The sequence below is a fragment of the Micromonospora qiuiae genome (genome assembly GCF_016863555.1).
Lineage (GTDB): Bacteria > Actinomycetota > Actinomycetes > Mycobacteriales > Micromonosporaceae > Micromonospora > Micromonospora qiuiae.
This window is the reverse complement of sequence record NZ_BOPC01000112.1, coordinates 1-19,174: the sequence shown is the minus strand read 5'-3', so window position 1 is coordinate 19,174 and position 19,174 is coordinate 1. Positions and strand designations below refer to the sequence as shown.

Genomic DNA, 19,174 nt, shown 5'->3' with positions numbered 1-19,174 from the left:
TTGGGTCGGCCTCGGCCGGATCGTGTACGTGGTTTCTTCCGAGCAACTGGCGTCCTGGCTGGCCGAGATGGGTGTGCCCGCGCCACCTGTCCGGGGCTTGGCTGTCCGGGACGTCGTGCCCGGTGTCGTGGTGCAGGGGCCCGTGGCCGAGCTCGCCGATCAGGTGCACGACCTGCATCGGCGCTACTACGGCGTACGCTGAACGACCTCCCGGGAGCCGGGGGTTCCGATGACTGTTTGTTAATCTTCTTCGGTGATCGCAGATCTGCCCACGATCGAGTTCGCCTTCCCTGGTCCACTGCGCGACCAGCTGGTGGCGGTAGTGCTCGATGGCACCAAGACCACCACGACCGGCCTGCTACAGGACTACGAAATCGAAGGCGAGCCACTGCCGGTTGTGGGTGCCCGGGTGGCGGTGGTCGATTCTGCTGGTCACCGGGTGGCGGTGATCGAACTGACCGAGGTGCGGGTCAGCCGGCTCGGCGATGTGGACCTCGACCACGCCCGCGACGAGGGCGAGGGCCATGACTCGGTCGCCGCCTGGCGCGCCGACCACGAGGCTTTCTGGCACGGCGCGGAGTACCGAGGGTGGTTGGGCGATCCGGGTTTCACCGTGGACGACGACACGCCGGTCGTGCTGGAGCGGTTCCGACTCGTCGCGACGCTTTGATCGTTCCATGATTCGCGCTCACATTCACGACCGTCGGCTATGGGCGTCAGGCCGGCATCATCCGCAGTCGGCCACCGGGCCATTATCGTTCTGGCGTGCACATCCGTTTTGACGTCCCGGCCGATCCCGCCTATCCAGGCCGTGTGGCCGCTGCGCTCAGCAGTGTGCGGCTGCGTAAATTCAGTTACATCGGCGTAGTGCTGATGGCGGCCGGGGTGATCGGGTTCGCTGCCTCGCCAAGGTTCCGCTGGGCTGAGCAGGCCTCGTCGCTGTGGATGGCGATGGTCGTTGGTGGTCTGCTGTCGATGTTGTTCATGCCGTGGGTGCGGTGGCGCGCCCGGCGCCGCTCCAGTCGCTACGCTGTCGAGGGCGCCTACGACATCACCGACGACAACATCATGATGCGCAGCGGCTCGGAGTCCGGCGGCATCGCCTGGGACGGGGTGGCGCAGGTGAGGGAGACTCCGGAGTTCTGGATCGTGTATGTCGCTCGGATGCCGGCGACCGTGATCCCACGCCGGTTGATGTCCGCTGAGGACGCCGAGACGCTGCGAGCCTATATGGCCAAACGCGGGCTGCTCCGGTTGCGGTGAACGCTGGCAGCATCCCATAGATATGCGCTACGACCCCCGGAAGCCCCGCGAGGCGGCACGGGGGCATCACTGATGTCCGGATCCGGGAGATCGAGCATCAGGGCCGGTGGTTCGCCCACCTGATCGTCCGGGGGTCTGGGCCCCGCCCCTACGGCGTACCTGAACGTGGCGCACCTTGGCGATCGGACTGGCCTCGTGCGCGCTTGACCCCTTGCCCGCATGTCTCTGACCTGGTACAAAGTCTCAACTCAGAACTCAGGTTCATGTATGTGAACCATCTGGTTGGACCGGAGGGTCAAATGGACGTGCGATACCCGACCGCTGGCTCGTCTTCCACCAGCGCGTCGCTCTCCCGCCGAAACCTCTTGCGCGGCGCGCTCGCGGCGGGTCTCACCGTTCCCGCTGTACCGCTGCTCACCGCATGTGGCGATTCCGCGGCGAAGACCAACGACACTCCCGGCACCCTGTCGATGACTGCCTGGGAGGCATACCCCGAGCAAATCAGGGAGCGGCTGGCGTCGTTCAAAGACCAGGGCGGATCGCCCGTGGACCTGTCCCTCATCCCGAACGTCGGCTACGGCCCAGCCCTCCAGACCAGGCTGCAGGGCGGTCAGGCGATCGACGTCTTCTACAACTTCGCCTACGCCTCGACGAAGTATGTCGACGCGGGTTGGGCGGGCACCCTGAACGATTTCCCCGGGGTCGAAGACCTGCTCACCGACATGTTTCCGGCGTCGGCGGCCCGGCACCGGCTGGCCGACGGGCGGATCATCAGCGTTCCGTACTTCTCCGCGGTGCACAACCTGATGTACAACGAAAGCCAGCTCAAGAAGCACGGCATCAGCGCTCCTCCGACTACCAAGGAGGAGGTGTACGAGCAGTGCAAGAAGCTCAAGTCGGCCGGGGTGCCGAGCCCGTACGCCGGGTACTGGACCAAGCAGTTCCTGGAGGAGTACTTCCTCGTCTACCTGCTGGCCGACGGCATCACCCCGTTCGACGACAAGGGTGCCCCCGCCTTCGCCGACGACCCGAAGACGCAGGACGTCATGGAGTGGTGGAAGGCCATGTACCAGGACGGGCTGACGTCCAAGGATGTGCTCACCGCCGACCCGGGCAACCATGTCAGCGCGATGGCGCAGGGCAACTCGACCTTCTTCGAGCTGCACCACTACTTCCTCCAGATCGTGCGGACCACCGAGGGCCCGGAGTCCGAGAACGTCACGATCCTGTACCGCAACCCGGGAACCACCGGCACGACTCTGCAGGTCGGCGAGGTCATCCAGCTCGGCGCCAAGTCCGGTGGCCAGCGCGCCCAGGACGCCTGGAAGCTGCTCAAGTTCTACGGCTGGAAGGACGAGGCCGGCAAGTACTCGACCTTCACCTCCTGGGCGAAGGCGGCGGCCCTGCTCGGACCCTACCCGGGGCTGTTCAAGGATCCGGACTTCCTGGCGGCGTTCCCGTCGTACTACGACATGCCGAAGCTGGAGAACACCTTCGCCAACCAGAGCGACGTGGTCCCCACCCGGGTCGCCCCGTGGTACGCGTCGTTCCAGGTCAAGGTCGGTGACCGGATCCAGGCGATGTTGCTCGGCCAGGCCGAGGTCAAGGAGACCGTCGAGGCGCTCGCCTCGGACGCCAGGAACCTGGCCGCTGCGGGGCAGTAGATGACATCGACAGCCGAGACAACCTCCCGCCCGGCGACCCGGCGCCGGTCGTCGGTCAGGGCACAGGCCGACGCCCGGTTCGGGTTACTGCTTGCCACCCCCGCGCTCATCCTCGTCCTGGGACTCGTGGCCTGGCCGGCGCTGCGGACCGCGGTCTACTCCCTGCAGCGGGTCACCCTGGCCGGCGAGGAGAGCTGGACGGGCTTGGACAACTTCCGGGCACTGTTCACCGATGAGCGTTTCATCCACTCGCTGACCACCACCGTCCTCTACTCCGTCGGTTTCCTGCTCGTTTCGACGCTGCTCGGCCTCGGCTTCGCGCTACTGCTCAACGAGAAGTTCCACGGCCAGTGGCTGGCGCGCAGCCTGCTCATTGTCCCCTGGGCCTGCCCATGGGTGATGGTCGGAATGATCTGGAAATGGTTCGTCGATGGTGAGGTTGGTGCGCTGAATGCGGCGCTCTACCAGTTCGGCCTGATCGACAGCTACGCCGCTCCGCTGTCGGACAGCACCGGTGCGCTGGTGGTCGCGGTGCTCGCCGGGGCCTGGCGGCAGGCGTCCTTCACCGGCCTGCTGATCCTCGCCGGATTGCAGACGATCCCGAAGGAGTTGCCGCAGGCCGCGATGGTCGACGGCGCCAACGTCTGGCAACGGTTCCGGCACCTGACGCTGCCCTGGCTGCGGCCGGTCATCGTGGTAGTGGTGATCATCAACACCATCTTCGGGTTCATGCAGTTCGACACGATCTGGGCACTCACCCAGGGCGGTCCCGGCGAGGCCACCTCGGTCCTGTCCATCTACCTCTATGAGCAGCTCTTCGTCTACACGAACATCGGCCTCGGCTCAGCCACCGCGGTGGTACTCGGCGGTATCGCGCTGGTCCTCGGATTCGTGTTCGTCAAGCTGCTGTACCGCTCCAACGCCATCACCGAGGGGGTGGAATGAGAACGTCTCGGCTCCGTACGGTGATCGTGTACATCGGGTTCGCCCTGTTCCTGATATGGGTGCTGTTCCCGCTCTACTTCACCGTGCTCAGCAGTTTCATGACGCCGTCGGAAATCGGGGTCAAGCCGTTCCACTGGTGGCCGGAGAACCCGACTCTGGCGAACTACATCGCCATTTTCACCGGCGACAGCGCTCCGTTCTCCACCGGTCAGGATGGCGGGATCGTCTCCAGCACCGACGCGGTCGCCCGGCTCGTGCCGGCGATCGGCCGGAGCCTGCTGGTGGGTGTCGCGGTGGTGGCCAGCAACCTGGTCATCGCGGGTGCGGCGGGCTACGCCTTCTCCCGCTACGAGTTCCGCGGCTCCACGGTGGCGTACCTGCTCCTGCTCGCCTCGCGGGTGGTGCCGGCCATCGCTGTCGTGCTGCCCTTCTTCGTCGCTTTCCGGCACCTCGGCCTGCTGAACACCTCGCTCGCCTTGATCATCAGTTACAACGCGTTCACCCTGCCGCTGGCGATCTGGCTGTTGAAGACGTACTTCGACAGCGTGCCACGGGAGCTGGAGGAGGCCGCCAAGGTGGACGGCGCCTCCCGGCTGAGGTGCCTGCTGATGATCGTCACACCGATCGCCCGTCCCGGGCTGATCGCGGCGGGACTGTTGGTGTTCCTCGAGGCGTGGAGCGAGTTCTTCTACTCGCTGGTACTCACCAACGGTCTCACCGTGCCACCCGTCGTGGCCGGGCTGCAGAACCTTCAGCAGTTCTCCTGGACGACGCTGGCCGCCGCGACCATGTTCACCGTCGTTCCGCCGGTGCTGATCGCGCTTGCCTTCCAGCGGTACATCGTGGCTGGTCTAGCTGCAGGGAGTGTGAAATGACCGAGATTGACAGGGCCCAGTCGGGTGTGCCGTGGGCGGGTCAGGTGATGACCGTCCTCGGCGCGGTCGACCCGGCGGAGCTTGGTGTCACCCTGACTCACGACCATCTGTTGGTCGACGGGTGGGACATGCGTCCGCTGTACGAGGCCATCCTCGACGACGAGGACATTGCGATCGAGGAGGTTCGGCGGTTCGCTGCGGCCGGCGGCGGCGCGATCTGCGATCCGACGAACATCGGGTTGAAGCGTGATCCGTTGGCGTTGCGGCGGATCAGTGAGGCCACCGGTGTGCACGTGCTGATGGGTGCGGGTTGGTATCGGGAAAAGGTCTATCCCGACTATGTGAGCAGCGACAGCACCGAGGCGCTGGCCCGCCGGCTGGTCGAGGAGATCACCGACGGGGTGGACGGGACCGGCATCAGGCCGGGTTTCATCGGTGAGATCGGCACGGAACGCGGCTTCATCAGCCCGGCCCAGGAGCGCGTGTTCCGGGCGGCCGGACGGGCGCACCGACGAACCGGTTGCCCGATCCTGACCCACACCACGCACTGGGGCGAGTTGGCTCTCGAACAGCTTGATCTGCTCGCCGAGGAGCAGGTCGACCCGGCCCATGTGATCATCTCTCATCTCGGCGATCGTCGGGGCGTGCACTGGTGGCTGCCCATCGCCGAGCGTGGGGCCTGGCTGAACATCGACAACCTGGCTTTCGTGCAGGGGTACGCGCCGCTGGAGTTCCGCGCCGACAACGTCGCCGAACTCTGCGCGTTGGGGTTGGCCGGACAGGTGATGCTCTCCAACGACATCTGCGAGTTGGGTCAGCTCACCGCCTACGGCGGGGTGGGCTACGCCAACGTGATCGAAAACTTTTTGCCCATGCTGCGCAGCCGGGGAGTGTCCGAGGAGGACATCCATCGGATGACGGTCACGAACCCGGCACGTGCGTTCGCGTACTCGACGCCGTCGTGACCCCGGTTCGGCCCCGAATCGGTGCGGTGCTGGCCGATCCCGATCGCCGGGGCGGGCGACGAGCAGCGGCACGCAATCTTGAGGAATGTGGAGAAAAGGCATGAGCACTACGGCAGTTGTGATCGGCGCGGCCCGTGGCATCGGCCAGGCAATCGGCGAGGACCTCGCGCAGGCCTTCCCCACGGATCGGCTGGTGCTGGCCGACATCGACCTCGACTCCGTCGAGCAGGTGGCGGACTCACTGCGGGCGCGGGGTGTCGACGCCGTCGCGCGTCACGTCGACATCGCGGATGCGGAGTCGGTGTCCAACCTGGTTGCCGCGACGTCCGAGGCGAGTCGGGTGGCCATCGCTGCCGGCGTTTTCGGCAGCGCGCCGACGCTGGAGGTCGACGTCGCGGATTTCGAACGCATCATTCGGATCAACACGATCGGTTGTTTCGACGTGGCGCGTCACTACGCCGGCCGTATGGCCGAGCGGGGCACGGGGTCGATCGTGGCGGTCGCCTCGATCGCCGCCCGGATGCCGCGGATGCGGCAGGCCGGGTATGCGGCATCCAAGGCGGCCCTGCGACAGGCGCTGCGGGTTCTCGCGATGGAGGTCGCCGCTGACGGCGTACGGGTCAACACCGTGTCACCGGGGCCGACCGACACCGAGATGATGCGGCAACTGGCCAACGACCACGCCACGGTCGATGATCTGGCGGACGGTAGCCTGCTGGCGTTCCGGCCGCGTATCCCGGCCGGGCGGGTCGCACGTGGATCGGATATCGCCGCGGCGGTGCGTTTCCTGCTCTCCCCGGAGAGTTCCCACATCCTGCTGGGCGACATCGTCGTCGATGGCGGCGAGTTGCTGGGCATGTGAGGGGCAAGGCGTGATCAGACTGGGCATCATCGGTGCCGGGATCATGGGTGCCAAGGTGGCACAGACGGTCAGTGGGCTGCCCGGAGTCCAGCTCACCGCCTTCGCGGATCCCGTCGAGGAACGGGCCGGCGAGTTGACCTCCCGCTATGGCGGCACCGCGTTCGCCGACCACCCGGAGTTGCTCGCCTCGGGACTGGTCGACGCGGTCTACGTAGGACTGCCCCATGACGGGCACCTGGAGGCCTGCGTGACCGCTGCCAGGCACGGTGTGCACGTCCTGATCGACAAACCGTTGTGCAACACCGTGGCGGAGGCCGACCAGATCATCGCGGCCCGGGACAAGGCCGACACCGTGGTGATGGTCGGCTTCAGCTACCGGTTCCGGGCCGAGTGGCGGGAAGCCCAACGGCTCATCGCCAGCGGGGTGATCGGCGAACCGATCTTCGTCACCGACGTGATCGCCGAGGCGATGCCACACACCCCGCCCTGGTACTGGGACGCCGGGGGCGGAGGGATCCTCCAACTCCAGGCGCATCACTGCCTCGACCGGCTGCCGTGGCTGGTCGGTGCTCCGCTGACCGAGGTCACCTGCCGGACCGCCGGGCTGCCCGGCGAGGCCGCGTCGGCCGCCACGCTCACCGCGAGTTTCGCCGGTGGCGCCATCGCCGGCATCACACTGTCCTTCGGGCGTACGTACCAGGCCGATGTCCAGTCGCTGATGCTCGTCCAGGGCACTGCCGGGGAACTGCGGATCGACCAGCACCGAGTGCTCAGCGTGCGGTCCGCGACGATGCAGCGCACCGAGTCGTACGCCGATGACGACTGGCTGGCCCGGCAGATGTCGGCCTTCGTGCAGTCGTGCGCGGGGTCGAGGGATGCCGCCCCGAGCGCCGAGGACGGCCGGCGTGCCATGGTCTACGCCGCCGCGGCTGCGGAGTCGGCCCGTGACGGACGGACGGTGAGTTTGCGATGACCTCGATCGTGCTGCGTGGCGGCCTGGTCTGCGATCCGGAGGCCGGTTCGCCCACCCTGGCCGATGTCGTCGTCTCCGACGGCAGGATCGCCGCGGTGCTCGACCCGGCAGGCCGTGCCCGGCCCGGTTCGGCACCGGCGGAGGCCCCGGCGTCAGCCGGAGCACCGGCGCGCGTCATCGACGTGTCGGGGCTGGTGGTCACTCCGGGCCTGGTCGACCTGCACACGCACGTCTTCGTCGGGCAGGACCTCGGGGTGGACCCGGACGTGGTCGGCCCGCCGAGCGGGGTGACGACGATGATCGACACGGGCAGCGCCGGGGCGCACCTGTTCGGTGCCTTCCTGCGCGGCGCCGAGGTCGCCCGGACCCGGATAGCCGCCTTCATCAACATCTCCAGCGTCGGAACCACCAGCATCCGCCTGTGCGGTGAGCTGAAGACCCTCGACTACGTCGATCCGGACAGTTGCCGAGCGGCGATCGGGGCGTACCGGGACCGGATCGCGGGCATCAAGGTCCGGGCGTCCGCCGACGTGGCCGGCGGCAACGCCTCAGCAGCGATTGACCGTGCCCGGCAGGTGGCCGACGAGACCGGGCTGCCTCTGATGGTCCATCTGGGGCCACCGCCGGCTGCGCTGCCGGAGATCCTGGACCGGCTGAGGCCGGGCGACATCCTCACCCACTGCTTCACCGGCCTGTCCGGGCATCCGCTCACCGAGCGGGGCCAACCGGTCGACGTGGTGGCCCGGGCCCGGCAGCGTGGGGTGATCTTCGACGTCGGGCACGGGATGAGCGGTTTCGACCTCGACCAGGCGCGCGCTGCGGTGGCGGCCGGCTTCCTGCCGGACACCATCAGCAGCGACCTGCACACCTATTCGCGCGACATCGTCAAGGATCTGCCGCACGTCATGGCCAAATTCCTCGACCTCGGCGTGAGCCTGCCCGACGTGGTCAGTCGCACCACCATCGCGCCCGCGCGCGTCGTCGGACTGGACCGGTTGGGCGTGGGCACCCTGCGCGTCGGGGCGCCGGCGGACCTCGCGGTGCTGCGGGTGACCGGTGCCGGCGGCCCGGCCGGCATCGTGCCATCCGGCGGCACGCCGCCGAGCGATGCGGCCGTCACCGTCGCGCTGACCGTGCGGCAGGGCGAGATCGTCCACTCAGACATCGATCATCTGGTCGCTACCTGAAAGGCACCCCAATTCATGGACGTGTACGCGGATCTCGGTATCCGTACTCTGATCAACGCGGTCGGACCGGCGACCCGGCTGGGCGGCCTGGCGCTCTCCGACGAGGTCACCGAGGCCATGCGGGCGGCCGGCTCGCGCAACGTGCGGATGGACGAGTTGCAGGAGGCCGCCGGCGCCGAGATCGCCGCGCTGATCGGCGCTCCGGCCGCCTATGTCACCAACGGTGCGGCAGCGGCGTTGAGCCTGGCCGCCGCTGTCTGTCTGGCCGGCGACCGGCCCGCGGCGATCGACAACCTGCCGGTGGTGTCCGGTCCTCGTCGCCGGGTCATCATCCACCGGGCCCACCGCGACCCGTACGACCACGCGGTGACCGCGGTGGGCGCGGAGCTGGTGGAGATCGGCTACCCGAGCTCCACCCGCCCGGACGAGCTGGCCCGGGAACTCGACGAGCGAGCCGCCGCGGTGCTCTGGCGCCCCGGCCGGGGCGGTGAGCACCTGAGCATCGCCCAGGTGTCCGAGCTAGCCCACCGTGCCGGGGTGCCGGTGCTGGTGGACGCCGCGCTGGACGTCCCTCCGCTCGACCGGCTCGCGGCCCTGTTCGACGGCGGCGCCGACCTGGTGGCGATCAGCGGCGGCAAGGTGTTCCGTGGCCCACAGACCGCCGGGATCCTGTGTGGGCGACCGGATCTGGTCGGCGCGGTGGCGCTGCACCACCAGGACATGGACATCCGGCCCCAGACCTGGCAACGCTCGGAGGTCACCGGCAGCAACCTGGTACGCGGCCGGCACGGCATCGGTCGGGGCATGAAGGTCGGCCGCGAACAGATCATCGGCCTGCTGGTCGCGGTCCGGGCGTTCGTCCGGGACCCCGACGCCCACCGCCAACATGGACGCCAGGAGCTGGCCGCGATCCGGGACGCGCTGGCGGCGGACCCGCGCTGCGTGGTCCGGGACACCTACGACCACCACCTCGATGTGCCGGTGATCGAGATCGACCTGTCGGGCTCCGGGGTGTCGACCGACGAGGTGGTACGCGAACTCGACCGGGGCACCCCACGGATCCACATCGGCGAGGATCTCGCCTGGCGCGACGTGCTGGTGGTCAACCCGATGGGGCTGGGCGCCGGTGACGGCGCGGCGTTGGCCGCGCGGCTGATCGAGGTACTGGACAACGGCGGGGCGACCGCCAGGGACGCCGCGGAGAGCGCGGCGGACGGATCGGAGGTTGGACGATGAAGTTGATGCGAGTCGGGCCACTCGGCGCGGAGCGGCCGGTGGTGCGGTTGAGCGAGGATGACCACCGCGACCTCCGCCCGATCACTCCGGACATCGATGCCGGGTTCTTCCGCGACGGCGGGTTGGACCGCGTACGCCGAGCCCTCGACAGCGACACCCTGCCCCGCACCGACGTCACCGGTCTGCGGGTGGGGGCGCCGATCGCCCGGCCAGGTTCGGTGCTGTGCATCGGGATGAACTACGCGGCGCACGCCGCCGAATCGGGGGCGGCGCCCCCCGAGCATCCGGTGCTGTTCTACAAGGCGCCGAACACCGTCGTCGGCCCGAACGACACCGTGCACATCCCGCGCAACTCCCAACGTACGGACTGGGAGGTGGAACTGGCCGTGGTGATGGGTGCCCCGGCTCGCTACCTCGACTCGCCGGAGGATGCCGCCGGGCTGATCGCCGGGTACGCCATCTCCAACGACGTGTCGGAGCGCGCCTTCCAGCTCGACGTCTCCGGTGGGCAGTGGTCGAAGGGGAAGAGCTGCGAGACGTTCAACCCGCTGGGGCCCTGGCTGGTCACCCCTGACGAGGTTGGTGACCCGCAGGCGCTGGGCCTGCGTAGCTGGATCAACGGCGAGCCGCGGCAGGATTCCAGCACCGCCGACATGATCTTCTCGGTGCACTTCCTCATCTATCACCTCAGCCAGTACCTCGTCCTGGAGCCAGGCGACCTCATCAACACCGGCACTCCGGAGGGGGTGGCCCTGTCCGGGCGGTTCCCCTATCTCGCTCCGGGTGACCACATCGAAATGTCGATCGACGGACTCGGCGTCCAACGGACCGCCGTCGCGGCGGCGAGGTGAGGCCGATGGCACCCTTCACCCTCACCGCGGCACCGGTGGCCCGCCTGCCGATCCCCGGCTGGGAGGCGTTCTTCGGCCAGAACGACATGGCCTTCTACGACCTGTGGTTCTACGTCTGGCTGGTCACCGACGGCACCCACACCGGCCTCATCGACCTCGGCTTGCCGCTCGACGCCGACGACCGGTCCGCGCTGGATCGCGCCAACCAGGGGGTTGACCCGCGGAGCCGGTTCCACGACGTGCGGTTGCTGCCCGAGGCGCTCGCGGATCTCGGTGTGCGGGGCGAGGACATCGACTTCGTGCTGATCACCCAACCCATCACGTACCACACCGGCGGTCTGGTCCCCGAGCTGCTGCCCAGAGCGAAGGTGTACGCGTCGTACGCGGGGGTGCGGGAGATGCTCTGCGATCCACCCGGACATCCGGCCACCGAGTTCTACTTCACCAGCAGCTCCTGGTCGTATTTACGGCAGCTGGCGATCGAGGGCCGGCTCGTGCTCACCGACGAGCCGGTCACGGTCGCGCCGGGACTGGTGTTCGAGACCACCGGCGGCCATCACCCCGGGTCGGCCGGCGTACGGGTCGAATGCGCGCACGGCGTGGTGGGGCTGCTGGAGACGGCGTTCTTCGAACGCAACATCACCGAGACGCTGCCCATCGGCATCGCCGAGGACGCCGCCGCGTGCCGTCGCGCCATCAAGGACTATCGACGACTGTGTGATGAGGTAGTGGCGTTGCATGACCCGGGCAACGCGGCACGCTTTCCGACGGGGCCCGGGGCGAGCACCCGGTCACCCCTTGGAACGTAAGGAGCCCAGCGGCATGAAGTCCGCCCGCAGCACCTCGCAGAGCATTCCGTCCTCGACCGGGGTCAAGTCCGCTGAACGGGCGCTGGACCTGATGGAGTATCTGGCGACCCGGCGTTCCGGTGCGACGTTTCCCGAGATCGTGCAGGATCTCAGGGTGCCCAAGAGCAGCTTGCACGGGCTGCTGGGCACGCTGGTCAACCGGGGTTGGATCTACCTGGACGAGGAGAGCCGGCGCTACCGGATCGGGATGCGGGTCTGGGAGACCGCGCAGAGTTTCGTCTATCTGGACAGCCTCGTGCACCGGGCCGAGCCGCACCTCAGATCGGCTCGGGACGAGTTGAACGAGACGGTGCAACTGGCGGTGCTGGACGGCATCGACAACGTCTACATCGCCAAGGTGGAGGCCGACCATCCGCTCCGGCTGGTCTCCCGGGTGGGGATGCGGCTGCCCGCGTACGCCACCGGGCTCGGCAAGGTGTTGTTGGCCCACGTCGACCCCAGGGATCTCGCGGCCCGATTCAAGGGGGTGACCATGCAGACGTTCACGCCCCACACCATCTCCACCTTCGACCAGTTGTGCGAGCGGATCCAGGCGATCCGGGAATGCGGGTTCGGTGAGGACGACGGCGAGTACACCGTCGGCGTCTTCTGCGTGGCCGTACCGGTGCGAGACGGCACCGGACGGGTTGTGGCGGCGATGAGCTGTTCCCTTCCCCGCGTCCGGCTCGACGGGGGACTGACACACCGCGATCACCTGGTGAGCGCACTGACCCGCCACGCCGCCGCGCTCTCGCGCGACCTCGGCTGGCTGGGTGGGCCGCAATGACCAACCACTGTCTAGGGGAAGGCAAGAACATGGCGACACAGGTACGGACCGAGAGCGCCCCGGCGCCGGCGGGCGGCTACTCGCAGGCGCTGGTGGTCAACGGGCTGATGTTCACCGCCGGGATGGGACCGATCGATCCGGCGACCGGGCAACTCATCGGTCAGGACATCGAGGAGCAGACGAGCCTGGTGCTGCGCAACCTCGACGAGGTGCTGCGGGCCGGGGGAAGCTCCCTCGCCCGGGTCGTGAAGACCACCGTCCACCTGGCCGACCTGGCTGACTTCGCCGCCTTCGACCGGTCGTACCGGAAACTGATGTCCGAACCCTATCCGGTACGCACGACCGTCGGATCGGTGCTACCCCCCGGCATGCTCGTCGAGATCGACTGCGTGGCGGTGGTGGACGGGGAGCGGTGAGATGCGCATCGCGCTTTTCATCACCTGCGTCAACGACCTGATCTATCCCGGCACCGGTCGAGCCGTGGTACGGATCCTCGAACGCCTCGGTCACCAGGTGGACTTCCCGCAGGCGCAGACCTGCTGTGGCCAACTCCAGGCGAACACCGGCTACCGACAGGAGGCCCTGCCGCTGGTGCGGGCCTTCGTGTCGGCGTTCGAGCCGTACGACGTGGTAGTGGCCCCGTCCGGGTCGTGCGTGGCGATGGTGCGCGACGGCTATCCGCGACTGGCGGCGGAGGACTCGACACTGTCCGCCGCCGTCGCGGCCCTCGCGCCACGGACCCTGGAACTGTCCGAACTGCTGGTCGACGTGCTCGATACGACAGATGTCGGCGCCACTTTCGAACACCGGGTGGCCTATCACCCCACCTGCCACGGCCTACGAGCGCTCCGGCTGGGCGACCGGCCACGCCGGCTGCTCGCCGCCGTCCGGGGCCTCGACCTCGTCGAGCTGGACGAGGCAGAGCAGTGCTGCGGGTTCGGCGGCACCTTCGCACTGAAGAACCCCGAGGTGTCGACAGCGATGCTGGCCGACAAGTGCGCCGCCGCCACCGCCTCCGGCGCCGACTATCTCGCGGCGGCGGACAACTCCTGCCTGGCCCACATCGGTGGGGGACTGGCCCGGCGGCCGGGCGCGCCGCGGCCGATCCACTACGCCGAGATCCTCGCCGGACCGGAGGAGGGCCGATGACCGGCACCGGACGAATCAGCGCCGCCGTACCCTTCCCCACCGCGGCCCGCCGGCAGCTCGCTGATCCGCAGCTTCGGGCCAACCTGCGGCGGGCGACCCGGACGATCCGGAACCGCCGCAGCCAGGCGGTCGACGAGGTCACCGACTGGGAGGCGCTCCGGGCCACCGGAGCCGCGATCAAGGACGACGTGCTGAGCCGGCTGCCGGAACTGCTCGAAGAGTTCGAGACGCGCGCCACCGCCGCTGGCGCGCACGTGCACTGGGCACGGGACGCGGCCGAGGCGTGCGCCGTGGTCACCGGCCTGGTCCGGGCCACCGGCACCGACGAGGTGGTCAAGGTCAAGTCGATGGCCACGCAGGAGATCGGGCTCAACGAGGCGCTCGCCGAGGCCGGGATCAGCGCCGTGGAAACCGACCTGGCCGAGCTGATCGTTCAGCTCGCCGACGACACCCCATCGCACATCCTGGTACCAGCGATCCACTACAACCGCCGCCAGATCCGGGACATCCTCACCGCCGGCATGCCGGCGGTCGACGCATCCCGGTTGACGGACGAACCGGCCGCGCTCGCCGAGGCGGCCCGGCGCCACCTGCGCGAACGCTTCCTCTCCGCCAGGGTGGCGGTCTCCGGCGCGAACTTCGCCGTCGCGGACACGGGCTCACTTGTCGTGGTCGAATCCGAGGGCAACGGCCGGATGTGCCTGACCCTGCCGGACACGCTGATCTCCGTCGTCGGAGTGGAGAAGATCGTACCGACCTTCGCGGACCTGGAGGTCTTCCTGCAACTGTTGCCCCGTTCCGCTACCGGCGAGCGGATGAACCCCTACACCTCGATCTGGACCGGGGTGCATCCCGGCGACGGGCCGCGCAACGTCCACATCGTGCTGCTGGACAACGGCCGCAGCGACACCCTGGCCGACGAGGTGGGCCGCCAGGCACTGCGATGCATCCGCTGCTCCGCCTGCTTGAACGTCTGTCCGGTCTACGAGCAGGTGGGTGGGCACGCGTACGGGTCGACATACCCCGGGCCGATCGGCGCGATCCTGTCCCCGCTGATGACCGGCCCGGACAGCGGCGCCAACCGCACCCTGCCGTACGCCTCGACGCTCTGCGGCGCCTGCTACGACGCCTGCCCGGTGCGGATCGACATTCCTCAGGTGCTGGTGCACCTGCGCCAGGTCGGTGTCGACGCGCGCCGCGACCGGCCGTCGCTGGAGCGGGTCGCTCTGCGCGCCGCGTCCAACCTGATACGGGACCGACGACGGTACGCGATGGCACTGCGTGCGGCGCGGCGCGGCGCGGCGCCGCTGCGGCTGCTGGCCGGCAGCCGGGGCACCGCGCGTCGGCTCCCCTGGCCACTGTCCGCCTGGACAACCAGTCGGGACGCCCCGCTGCCCGCCCGGCAGACCTTCCGTGAATGGTGGGCCGTGCGGGCAGCCGACGAATCCGCTCAGGTGGCGGGAAACCCCGTGGCCGGGGACGCGACTCACGAGCCGGAGGAGCCGCGATGACCGCCCGCGCCGATGTCCTGGCCCGCCTGCGCGCCGCCCGCGCGGGCACGCCGGTGGCCGTACCGCGCGCCTACGACCGGCGCGGCGAGGTGGTCGACCGCGTGTCGGTGCTCGCCGAGCGGGTGCGCGACTATCAGGCCGGGGTGCAGCGGACCGGACCAGCCGGGTTGCCGGAGATCCTCGGCAGGCTGCTGCCCGAAGGCCGTACCGTGATCATGCCGGCCGGGGTGCCGGAGCAGTGGGTGACCGGATGCCAGGCACGTCTGCGGTGGGACAGCGACGCCAACCCCCTGTCGGTGGCCGAACTGGCCGCCGACGGGGTGTCGGTACTCACCGGTTGCACCGTCGCGGTGGCACTGACCGGCACGCTGATCCTCGACGGCGGCCCGGATCAGGGGCGCCGCCTGCTCACCTTGCTGCCCGACCACCATGTCTGCGTCGTACGCGCGGAGCAGATCGTCGGTGGGCTGCCCGCGGCGCTGGCCCGGCTGCCCGACCCCACCCGACCGCTGACCCTCATTTCCGGACCGTCAGCGACCAGCGACATCGAGCTGGACCGGGTCGATGGCGTGCACGGGCCGCGCCGGCTGGACGTGGTGATCGTCGACGACGATCACGGGTAGCGCTGCCACCGCCCTGCTCGGTCGGGGACTCACACGTGCTTCTGGGCCAGTGAGCTCGGGGCGTTCACGTGAGCGCCGTCGTCCACACCGACCCCGAGCCGCTCGACCAACTCGCCGCCGAGCCACCCGGTGACGCCGGCCAGGGCCACGCCGACGAAGCTGAACAGCAGGGCCAGCCCACCGGGCTGCCAATCGACTGCGCCTCTGCGTAGCAGCCAGCTGATCGCGAACAGCACGAGCACCACGACGTTGCCGCCCCCGTGCAGCATGCCGATCCGGCGGGCTCTGCTGCCCGGCGGAGTCGCCCGCCAGTCCAGAAAACCGAACAATCCCGCGACCAGCCCACCGACGATCCCCGCCCCGATCATGTATCCGGACGCCACGGTGAACCCCGACCGGTCGGTGATCAGGTACACGATGTCGAAGATCACGGCGGTGGCGAGCAGCCCGAGAGGGAACACGATCAACATCGGATGGATGGCGTGCCCCATCGCCTTCGCACGGCTCTGCATGTCGCCTCCCGACATCGCTACACGACCCCTGATACCCACCAGAGTCCACCACAGAAGATGTGTGCATACGCATCAAAACTAGATAAAAGGGCGAGGCGGGATTCCGCTTCGCGATGCCTGACTGGCGGCAGGATCAGATCCCGCTGCTTCCCGGCGGCCGGCCGGATCCGGAATCAGGCGCGGGGGCGTCCCGGATCGCGAGTGCGGCTTGGACGAGAGCGGCGTGGGTCAGCGTCTGGGGGAAGTTGCCGAGGTGGGCGCCGGTCGCGGGGTCCAACTCCTCGGCGTAGAGGCCGAGTGGGGTGGCGTGGTCCAGCATGGCCCGGAACAGATTCGTCGCCTCATCGCGGCGCCCCGTGCTGGCGAGGGCTTGAGCGAGCCAGAAGGAGCAGGGCAGGAACGCGCCTTCGGTGCCGGGAAAACCGTCCTGCCCGGGCGGGTAACGGTAGAGCAGCCCGCCGCCCGCGGAGAGCCGGTCCCGAATGGCGTCGATGGTGCCACGCACACGGGACGACTCGATACTGTCCAGGCCGAGCAGCGGCAGGACGAGCAGCGCCGCGTCGAGGTCGGGGGAGCCGTAGCTGCGGACGTAGCTGCCCGTCGTCGGGTCGAAGCCGCGCGTCCGGACCTCGGCGGCAATGGCATCTCGGGCCTCCTGCCACCGTCGACGTTGGCGGTGCGGAAGCGGGTGGGTGTCGGCGATGAGCAGGGCCCGGTCCAGGGCGAGCCAGCCCATCAGCTTGGAATGGACGTGTTGAGCGGGTTCGCGGACCTCCCAGATGCCGGCGTCGGGCTCCTGCCAGCACCGGGCGACCACGTCGGCGAAGCCACGCACCGCCCGCCACGTCTCGTTGTAGAGGCGCTGCCCTGCCTGCGCGAACGCCCACGCGGCGTCGATCACCCAACCGTAGCCGTCGAGCTGGTGTTGGCCGGCGGCCCCGTTGCCGACCCGCACCGGAACGCTGTCGAGATAGCCGGGCCAGCCCGGCAGGTCCCGTTCCGCCGGTACGTGACGACCGTGCAGGGTGAACAATGCCGGCAATCGTGGCCGCTGCAGCCTGCTGGCGTGCAACAGCCACGCGAGGAACCCTTGGGCCTCGTCGGGTTTGCCGACGCTGAGGAAGGCGCTGGCGCCGATGCTGGCGTCACGGGGCCAGACGTAGCGGTAGTCCCAGTTGCGTATCCCGCCGGGATCCTCGGGCAGTGACGTCGTGGGTGCGGCCACCAGGGCCCGCGAGGGCGAGTAGGTCAACAGCCGTAGGGTCAGCAGGCTCCGTACGACCTCCTCCCGGAAGGGCAGCGACTCGTCGATCTCCCCGCTCCAGGACCGCCATCGATTCTCGTCCTCGACGAGCAGGTCCCAGGCCGCTGCCGGCTCGACATGGATCAGCGGCTCGCGGTGGGCCACGGCCAGCACGAGGGTGACCGGGCAGCCTGGGCTGACCGTGATCGGGACGGGCCGACCCGGTTCGATGGTGAGCCTGGGCGCGATACCGAGAGACACCGCAAACGACCCCCACTCACACACCAGAGCCCGGTGTCGGTGTTGAACCCGGGGCCGGCGATGCCGTACGCCGAGGCGGGGGTCGAACTCGACGACGGCGTCGACCGCTGCCGCCTCGGCCGACAGACGCCGTACGACCAGCGTCGTGGGCAGGAGGCGGCGGCTGGCCTCGGCGATCATCCCCTCGGTGAGGGTGAGGCGGCCCCGGCCCACCGCCCAGGTCGTTTCCAGCGTGGCGGTGTGCCGCCGGTAACGCCGTTGCACGACCGTGGCCGGCCCGGCCGGGCCGACTCGGAACGTTCCCGCGTCCGGCCCGCCGACCAGCCGGCCGAACAGCGGCTCGCCGTCGAAGCGGGGCACGCAGAACCAGTCGAGCCCGCCATCACCGGCGACGAGGGCAGCGGTGCGCGTGTCACCCAGCAGCCCGTAGTCGCTGATCGGGGGACGAGGGCACGTCCCGTCCGACCCGCCAGTCACGGTGCCCGCCTCCTCAGGAGCCGTGCCACGTCGTTCAGTGAGGTTGAAGGAGCAGTCCGAGGACGATCCCGTAGAGGACGTGGACGACCGCCGCGACCGCCGGAGTCTGGACACCGTAGTTGAGGGCGAACAGGCCGGGCGGCTCCAGCACGGCCGTGCTGGACGGGCCCGCCCGCTGCGATGCCATGCGCGGGTGGACACCCGGCAACAGCGGCAGGATCACCGTCAGCGCAATCCCGACGTGAAGCAGCCCGAACAAAGCCCCCATCCACCAGGTCGCCCGGTGCAGCAGCGCGAACGCCGCCGCGTAACCGAGGGCGAAGCCCTGACCGGTACAGAGGTGGATGAAGAAACCAACGACCCGGGCCCGGTCGGGATCCTCCGTGACGAGGGTCCCGAGCACCAGGGGAAGATCGAGACGGGTGAGGCCGGCCAGTTGGGCAGAGATCAGCGCCGCGGTGAGCGCCACCGTGGCCACCAACCCGAACAACGCCCATCCGGTCCAGTCCATCTCAACAGTGGTCGACGTCGTGGGCGTGCTGAGGCGGTATGGCCGTACGGGCGGCGCCGAGCGTTCTCCCGGTCATCGGTCCACCTCCGCCTGGACACGCTGTCGGGTGCCGATTGTAGGCCGCCACCGTCGATGATCATGGACTTTGGGCACGTCAGTCCCCAGTTCAGCGAGAGCGGCCTGGCCCTTACGATGCCGGCAGGACGACTGTGCGCACAAAGCACCTCGAAAACAGCGATTGACTCCGGGAGAATCCGATGCTGAGCGACACCGAGCTGCGGCACCTACGCCGGTGCGTGGAACTGGCCGCCGAGGCGTTGGAGAAGGGCGATGAGCCGTTCGGCTCGGTGCTCGTCGCGGCCGACGGCACCGCCCTCGCCGAGGACCACAACCGGGTGGCGGGTGGCGATCGGACCCGTCACCCGGAGTTC

General features: G+C 69.1%; 21 protein-coding genes. 18 read left to right on the top strand and 3 right to left on the bottom strand.

From position 1 onward, the window contains the following. The 18 genes from Vqi01_RS28045 to Vqi01_RS27960 all read left to right on the top strand — a co-directional run. Positions 1–202, top strand: a 202-nt coding sequence (locus tag Vqi01_RS28045; RefSeq protein WP_239098722.1) for a hypothetical protein, incomplete at its 5' end; no start/stop codon positions are given. A gap of 51 nt (positions 203–253) precedes the next feature. Then, complete coding sequence (locus Vqi01_RS28040) at positions 254–670, top strand: ASCH domain-containing protein (RefSeq protein ID WP_204038152.1); 417 nt, start codon at positions 254–256, stop codon at positions 668–670. Positions 671–765: 95 nt separating this feature from the next. Further along, positions 766–1,263 (top strand): YcxB family protein, encoded by a 498-nt coding sequence (locus Vqi01_RS28035; RefSeq protein ID WP_204038151.1) that lies wholly within the window; start codon positions 766–768, stop codon positions 1,261–1,263. 299 nt (positions 1,264–1,562) lie between these two features. After that, the gene (locus Vqi01_RS28030; RefSeq protein ID WP_204038150.1) at positions 1,563–2,927 is read left to right on the top strand and encodes an ABC transporter substrate-binding protein; all 1,365 of its coding nucleotides are present in this window, start codon (positions 1,563–1,565) and stop codon (positions 2,925–2,927) included. Next, positions 2,928–3,872, top strand: coding sequence for a carbohydrate ABC transporter permease (locus Vqi01_RS28025; protein WP_204038149.1), 945 nt, complete (start codon positions 2,928–2,930; stop codon positions 3,870–3,872). Beyond that, complete coding sequence (locus tag Vqi01_RS28020; protein WP_204038148.1) at positions 3,869–4,747, top strand: carbohydrate ABC transporter permease; 879 nt, start codon at positions 3,869–3,871, stop codon at positions 4,745–4,747. The genes Vqi01_RS28025 and Vqi01_RS28020 overlap by 4 nt, the downstream gene beginning before the upstream one ends. After that, a complete protein-coding gene (locus tag Vqi01_RS28015; RefSeq protein ID WP_204038147.1) occupies positions 4,744–5,712 on the top strand; it encodes a phosphotriesterase family protein in 969 nt (322 codons plus the stop codon). The genes Vqi01_RS28020 and Vqi01_RS28015 overlap by 4 nt, the downstream gene beginning before the upstream one ends. Before the next feature lie 100 nt (positions 5,713–5,812). After that, on the top strand, positions 5,813–6,574 hold the full coding sequence (locus Vqi01_RS28010; protein WP_204038146.1) for an SDR family NAD(P)-dependent oxidoreductase: 762 nt from the start codon (positions 5,813–5,815) through the stop codon (positions 6,572–6,574). Positions 6,575–6,584: 10 nt separating this feature from the next. Then, positions 6,585–7,547, top strand: coding sequence for a Gfo/Idh/MocA family protein (locus Vqi01_RS28005; RefSeq protein WP_204038145.1), 963 nt, complete (start codon positions 6,585–6,587; stop codon positions 7,545–7,547). Continuing rightward, on the top strand, positions 7,544–8,734 hold the full coding sequence (locus Vqi01_RS28000) for an amidohydrolase family protein (RefSeq protein WP_204038144.1): 1,191 nt from the start codon (positions 7,544–7,546) through the stop codon (positions 8,732–8,734). The genes Vqi01_RS28005 and Vqi01_RS28000 overlap by 4 nt, the downstream gene beginning before the upstream one ends. Before the next feature lie 15 nt (positions 8,735–8,749). Continuing rightward, complete coding sequence (locus Vqi01_RS27995; protein WP_204038143.1) at positions 8,750–9,970, top strand: aminotransferase class V-fold PLP-dependent enzyme; 1,221 nt, start codon at positions 8,750–8,752, stop codon at positions 9,968–9,970. Further along, the gene (locus tag Vqi01_RS27990) at positions 9,967–10,821 is read left to right on the top strand and encodes a fumarylacetoacetate hydrolase family protein (RefSeq protein WP_204038142.1); all 855 of its coding nucleotides are present in this window, start codon (positions 9,967–9,969) and stop codon (positions 10,819–10,821) included. The genes Vqi01_RS27995 and Vqi01_RS27990 overlap by 4 nt, the downstream gene beginning before the upstream one ends. Positions 10,822–10,826: 5 nt before the next feature. Continuing rightward, a complete protein-coding gene (locus Vqi01_RS27985; RefSeq protein ID WP_204038141.1) occupies positions 10,827–11,630 on the top strand; it encodes an MBL fold metallo-hydrolase in 804 nt (267 codons plus the stop codon). 13 nt (positions 11,631–11,643) lie between these two features. Next, positions 11,644–12,456, top strand: a complete 813-nt coding sequence (locus Vqi01_RS27980; RefSeq protein WP_204038140.1) for an IclR family transcriptional regulator — start codon at positions 11,644–11,646, stop codon at positions 12,454–12,456. 29 nt (positions 12,457–12,485) lie between these two features. Then, positions 12,486–12,872: a Rid family detoxifying hydrolase gene (locus Vqi01_RS27975; RefSeq protein WP_204038139.1), complete on the top strand. Its 387-nt coding sequence runs from the start codon at positions 12,486–12,488 to the stop codon at positions 12,870–12,872. Position 12,873: 1 nt separating this feature from the next. Next, on the top strand, positions 12,874–13,605 hold the full coding sequence (locus Vqi01_RS27970; RefSeq protein WP_204038138.1) for a (Fe-S)-binding protein: 732 nt from the start codon (positions 12,874–12,876) through the stop codon (positions 13,603–13,605). Further along, the gene (locus Vqi01_RS27965) at positions 13,602–15,116 is read left to right on the top strand and encodes a LutB/LldF family L-lactate oxidation iron-sulfur protein (RefSeq protein WP_204038137.1); all 1,515 of its coding nucleotides are present in this window, start codon (positions 13,602–13,604) and stop codon (positions 15,114–15,116) included. Before Vqi01_RS27970 ends, Vqi01_RS27965 begins: the two co-directional genes overlap by 4 nt. After that, positions 15,113–15,739, top strand: coding sequence for a LutC/YkgG family protein (locus Vqi01_RS27960; protein WP_204038136.1), 627 nt, complete (start codon positions 15,113–15,115; stop codon positions 15,737–15,739). Before Vqi01_RS27965 ends, Vqi01_RS27960 begins: the two co-directional genes overlap by 4 nt. 29 nt (positions 15,740–15,768) lie before the next feature. On the opposite strand, the gene Vqi01_RS27955 is transcribed toward Vqi01_RS27960, so the two are convergent. From Vqi01_RS27955 to Vqi01_RS27945, 3 genes are all read right to left on the bottom strand, one after another. After that, the gene (locus tag Vqi01_RS27955) at positions 15,769–16,251 is read right to left on the bottom strand and encodes a DUF2231 domain-containing protein (protein ID WP_204038135.1); all 483 of its coding nucleotides are present in this window, start codon (positions 16,249–16,251) and stop codon (positions 15,769–15,771) included. A 133-nt stretch (positions 16,252–16,384) separates the two neighbouring features. Beyond that, positions 16,385–18,232, bottom strand: coding sequence for a glycoside hydrolase family 15 protein (locus Vqi01_RS27950; RefSeq protein WP_204038134.1), 1,848 nt, complete (start codon positions 18,230–18,232; stop codon positions 16,385–16,387). A 34-nt stretch (positions 18,233–18,266) separates the two neighbouring features. Then, complete coding sequence (locus Vqi01_RS27945) at positions 18,267–18,743, bottom strand: hypothetical protein (protein ID WP_204038133.1); 477 nt, start codon at positions 18,741–18,743, stop codon at positions 18,267–18,269. Positions 18,744–19,174 lie beyond the last annotated feature (431 nt).

Bases quoted from the DNA above. Each gene is read 5' to 3' on its own strand.
- Vqi01_RS28030 (WP_204038150.1), top strand. From the start codon at position 1,563: ATGGACGTGCGATACCCGACCGCTGGCTCGTCTTCCACCAGCGCGTCG.
- Vqi01_RS28025 (WP_204038149.1), top strand. From the start codon at position 2,928: ATGACATCGACAGCCGAGACAACCTCCCGCCCGGCGACCCGGCGCCGG.
- Vqi01_RS28020 (WP_204038148.1), top strand. From the start codon at position 3,869: ATGAGAACGTCTCGGCTCCGTACGGTGATCGTGTACATCGGGTTCGCC.
- Vqi01_RS28015 (WP_204038147.1), top strand. From the start codon at position 4,744: ATGACCGAGATTGACAGGGCCCAGTCGGGTGTGCCGTGGGCGGGTCAG.
- Vqi01_RS28010 (WP_204038146.1), top strand. From the start codon at position 5,813: ATGAGCACTACGGCAGTTGTGATCGGCGCGGCCCGTGGCATCGGCCAG.
- Vqi01_RS28000 (WP_204038144.1), top strand. From the start codon at position 7,544: ATGACCTCGATCGTGCTGCGTGGCGGCCTGGTCTGCGATCCGGAGGCC.
- Vqi01_RS27995 (WP_204038143.1), top strand. From the start codon at position 8,750: ATGGACGTGTACGCGGATCTCGGTATCCGTACTCTGATCAACGCGGTC.
- Vqi01_RS27990 (WP_204038142.1), top strand. From the start codon at position 9,967: ATGAAGTTGATGCGAGTCGGGCCACTCGGCGCGGAGCGGCCGGTGGTG.
- Vqi01_RS27985 (WP_204038141.1), top strand. From the start codon at position 10,827: ATGGCACCCTTCACCCTCACCGCGGCACCGGTGGCCCGCCTGCCGATC.
- Vqi01_RS27980 (WP_204038140.1), top strand. From the start codon at position 11,644: ATGAAGTCCGCCCGCAGCACCTCGCAGAGCATTCCGTCCTCGACCGGG.
- Vqi01_RS27975 (WP_204038139.1), top strand. From the start codon at position 12,486: ATGGCGACACAGGTACGGACCGAGAGCGCCCCGGCGCCGGCGGGCGGC.
- Vqi01_RS27970 (WP_204038138.1), top strand. From the start codon at position 12,874: ATGCGCATCGCGCTTTTCATCACCTGCGTCAACGACCTGATCTATCCC.
- Vqi01_RS27965 (WP_204038137.1), top strand. From the start codon at position 13,602: ATGACCGGCACCGGACGAATCAGCGCCGCCGTACCCTTCCCCACCGCG.
- Vqi01_RS27960 (WP_204038136.1), top strand. From the start codon at position 15,113: ATGACCGCCCGCGCCGATGTCCTGGCCCGCCTGCGCGCCGCCCGCGCG.
- Vqi01_RS27955 (WP_204038135.1), bottom strand. From the start codon at position 16,251: ATGCAGAGCCGTGCGAAGGCGATGGGGCACGCCATCCATCCGATGTTG.
- Vqi01_RS27945 (WP_204038133.1), bottom strand. From the start codon at position 18,743: ATGGACTGGACCGGATGGGCGTTGTTCGGGTTGGTGGCCACGGTGGCG.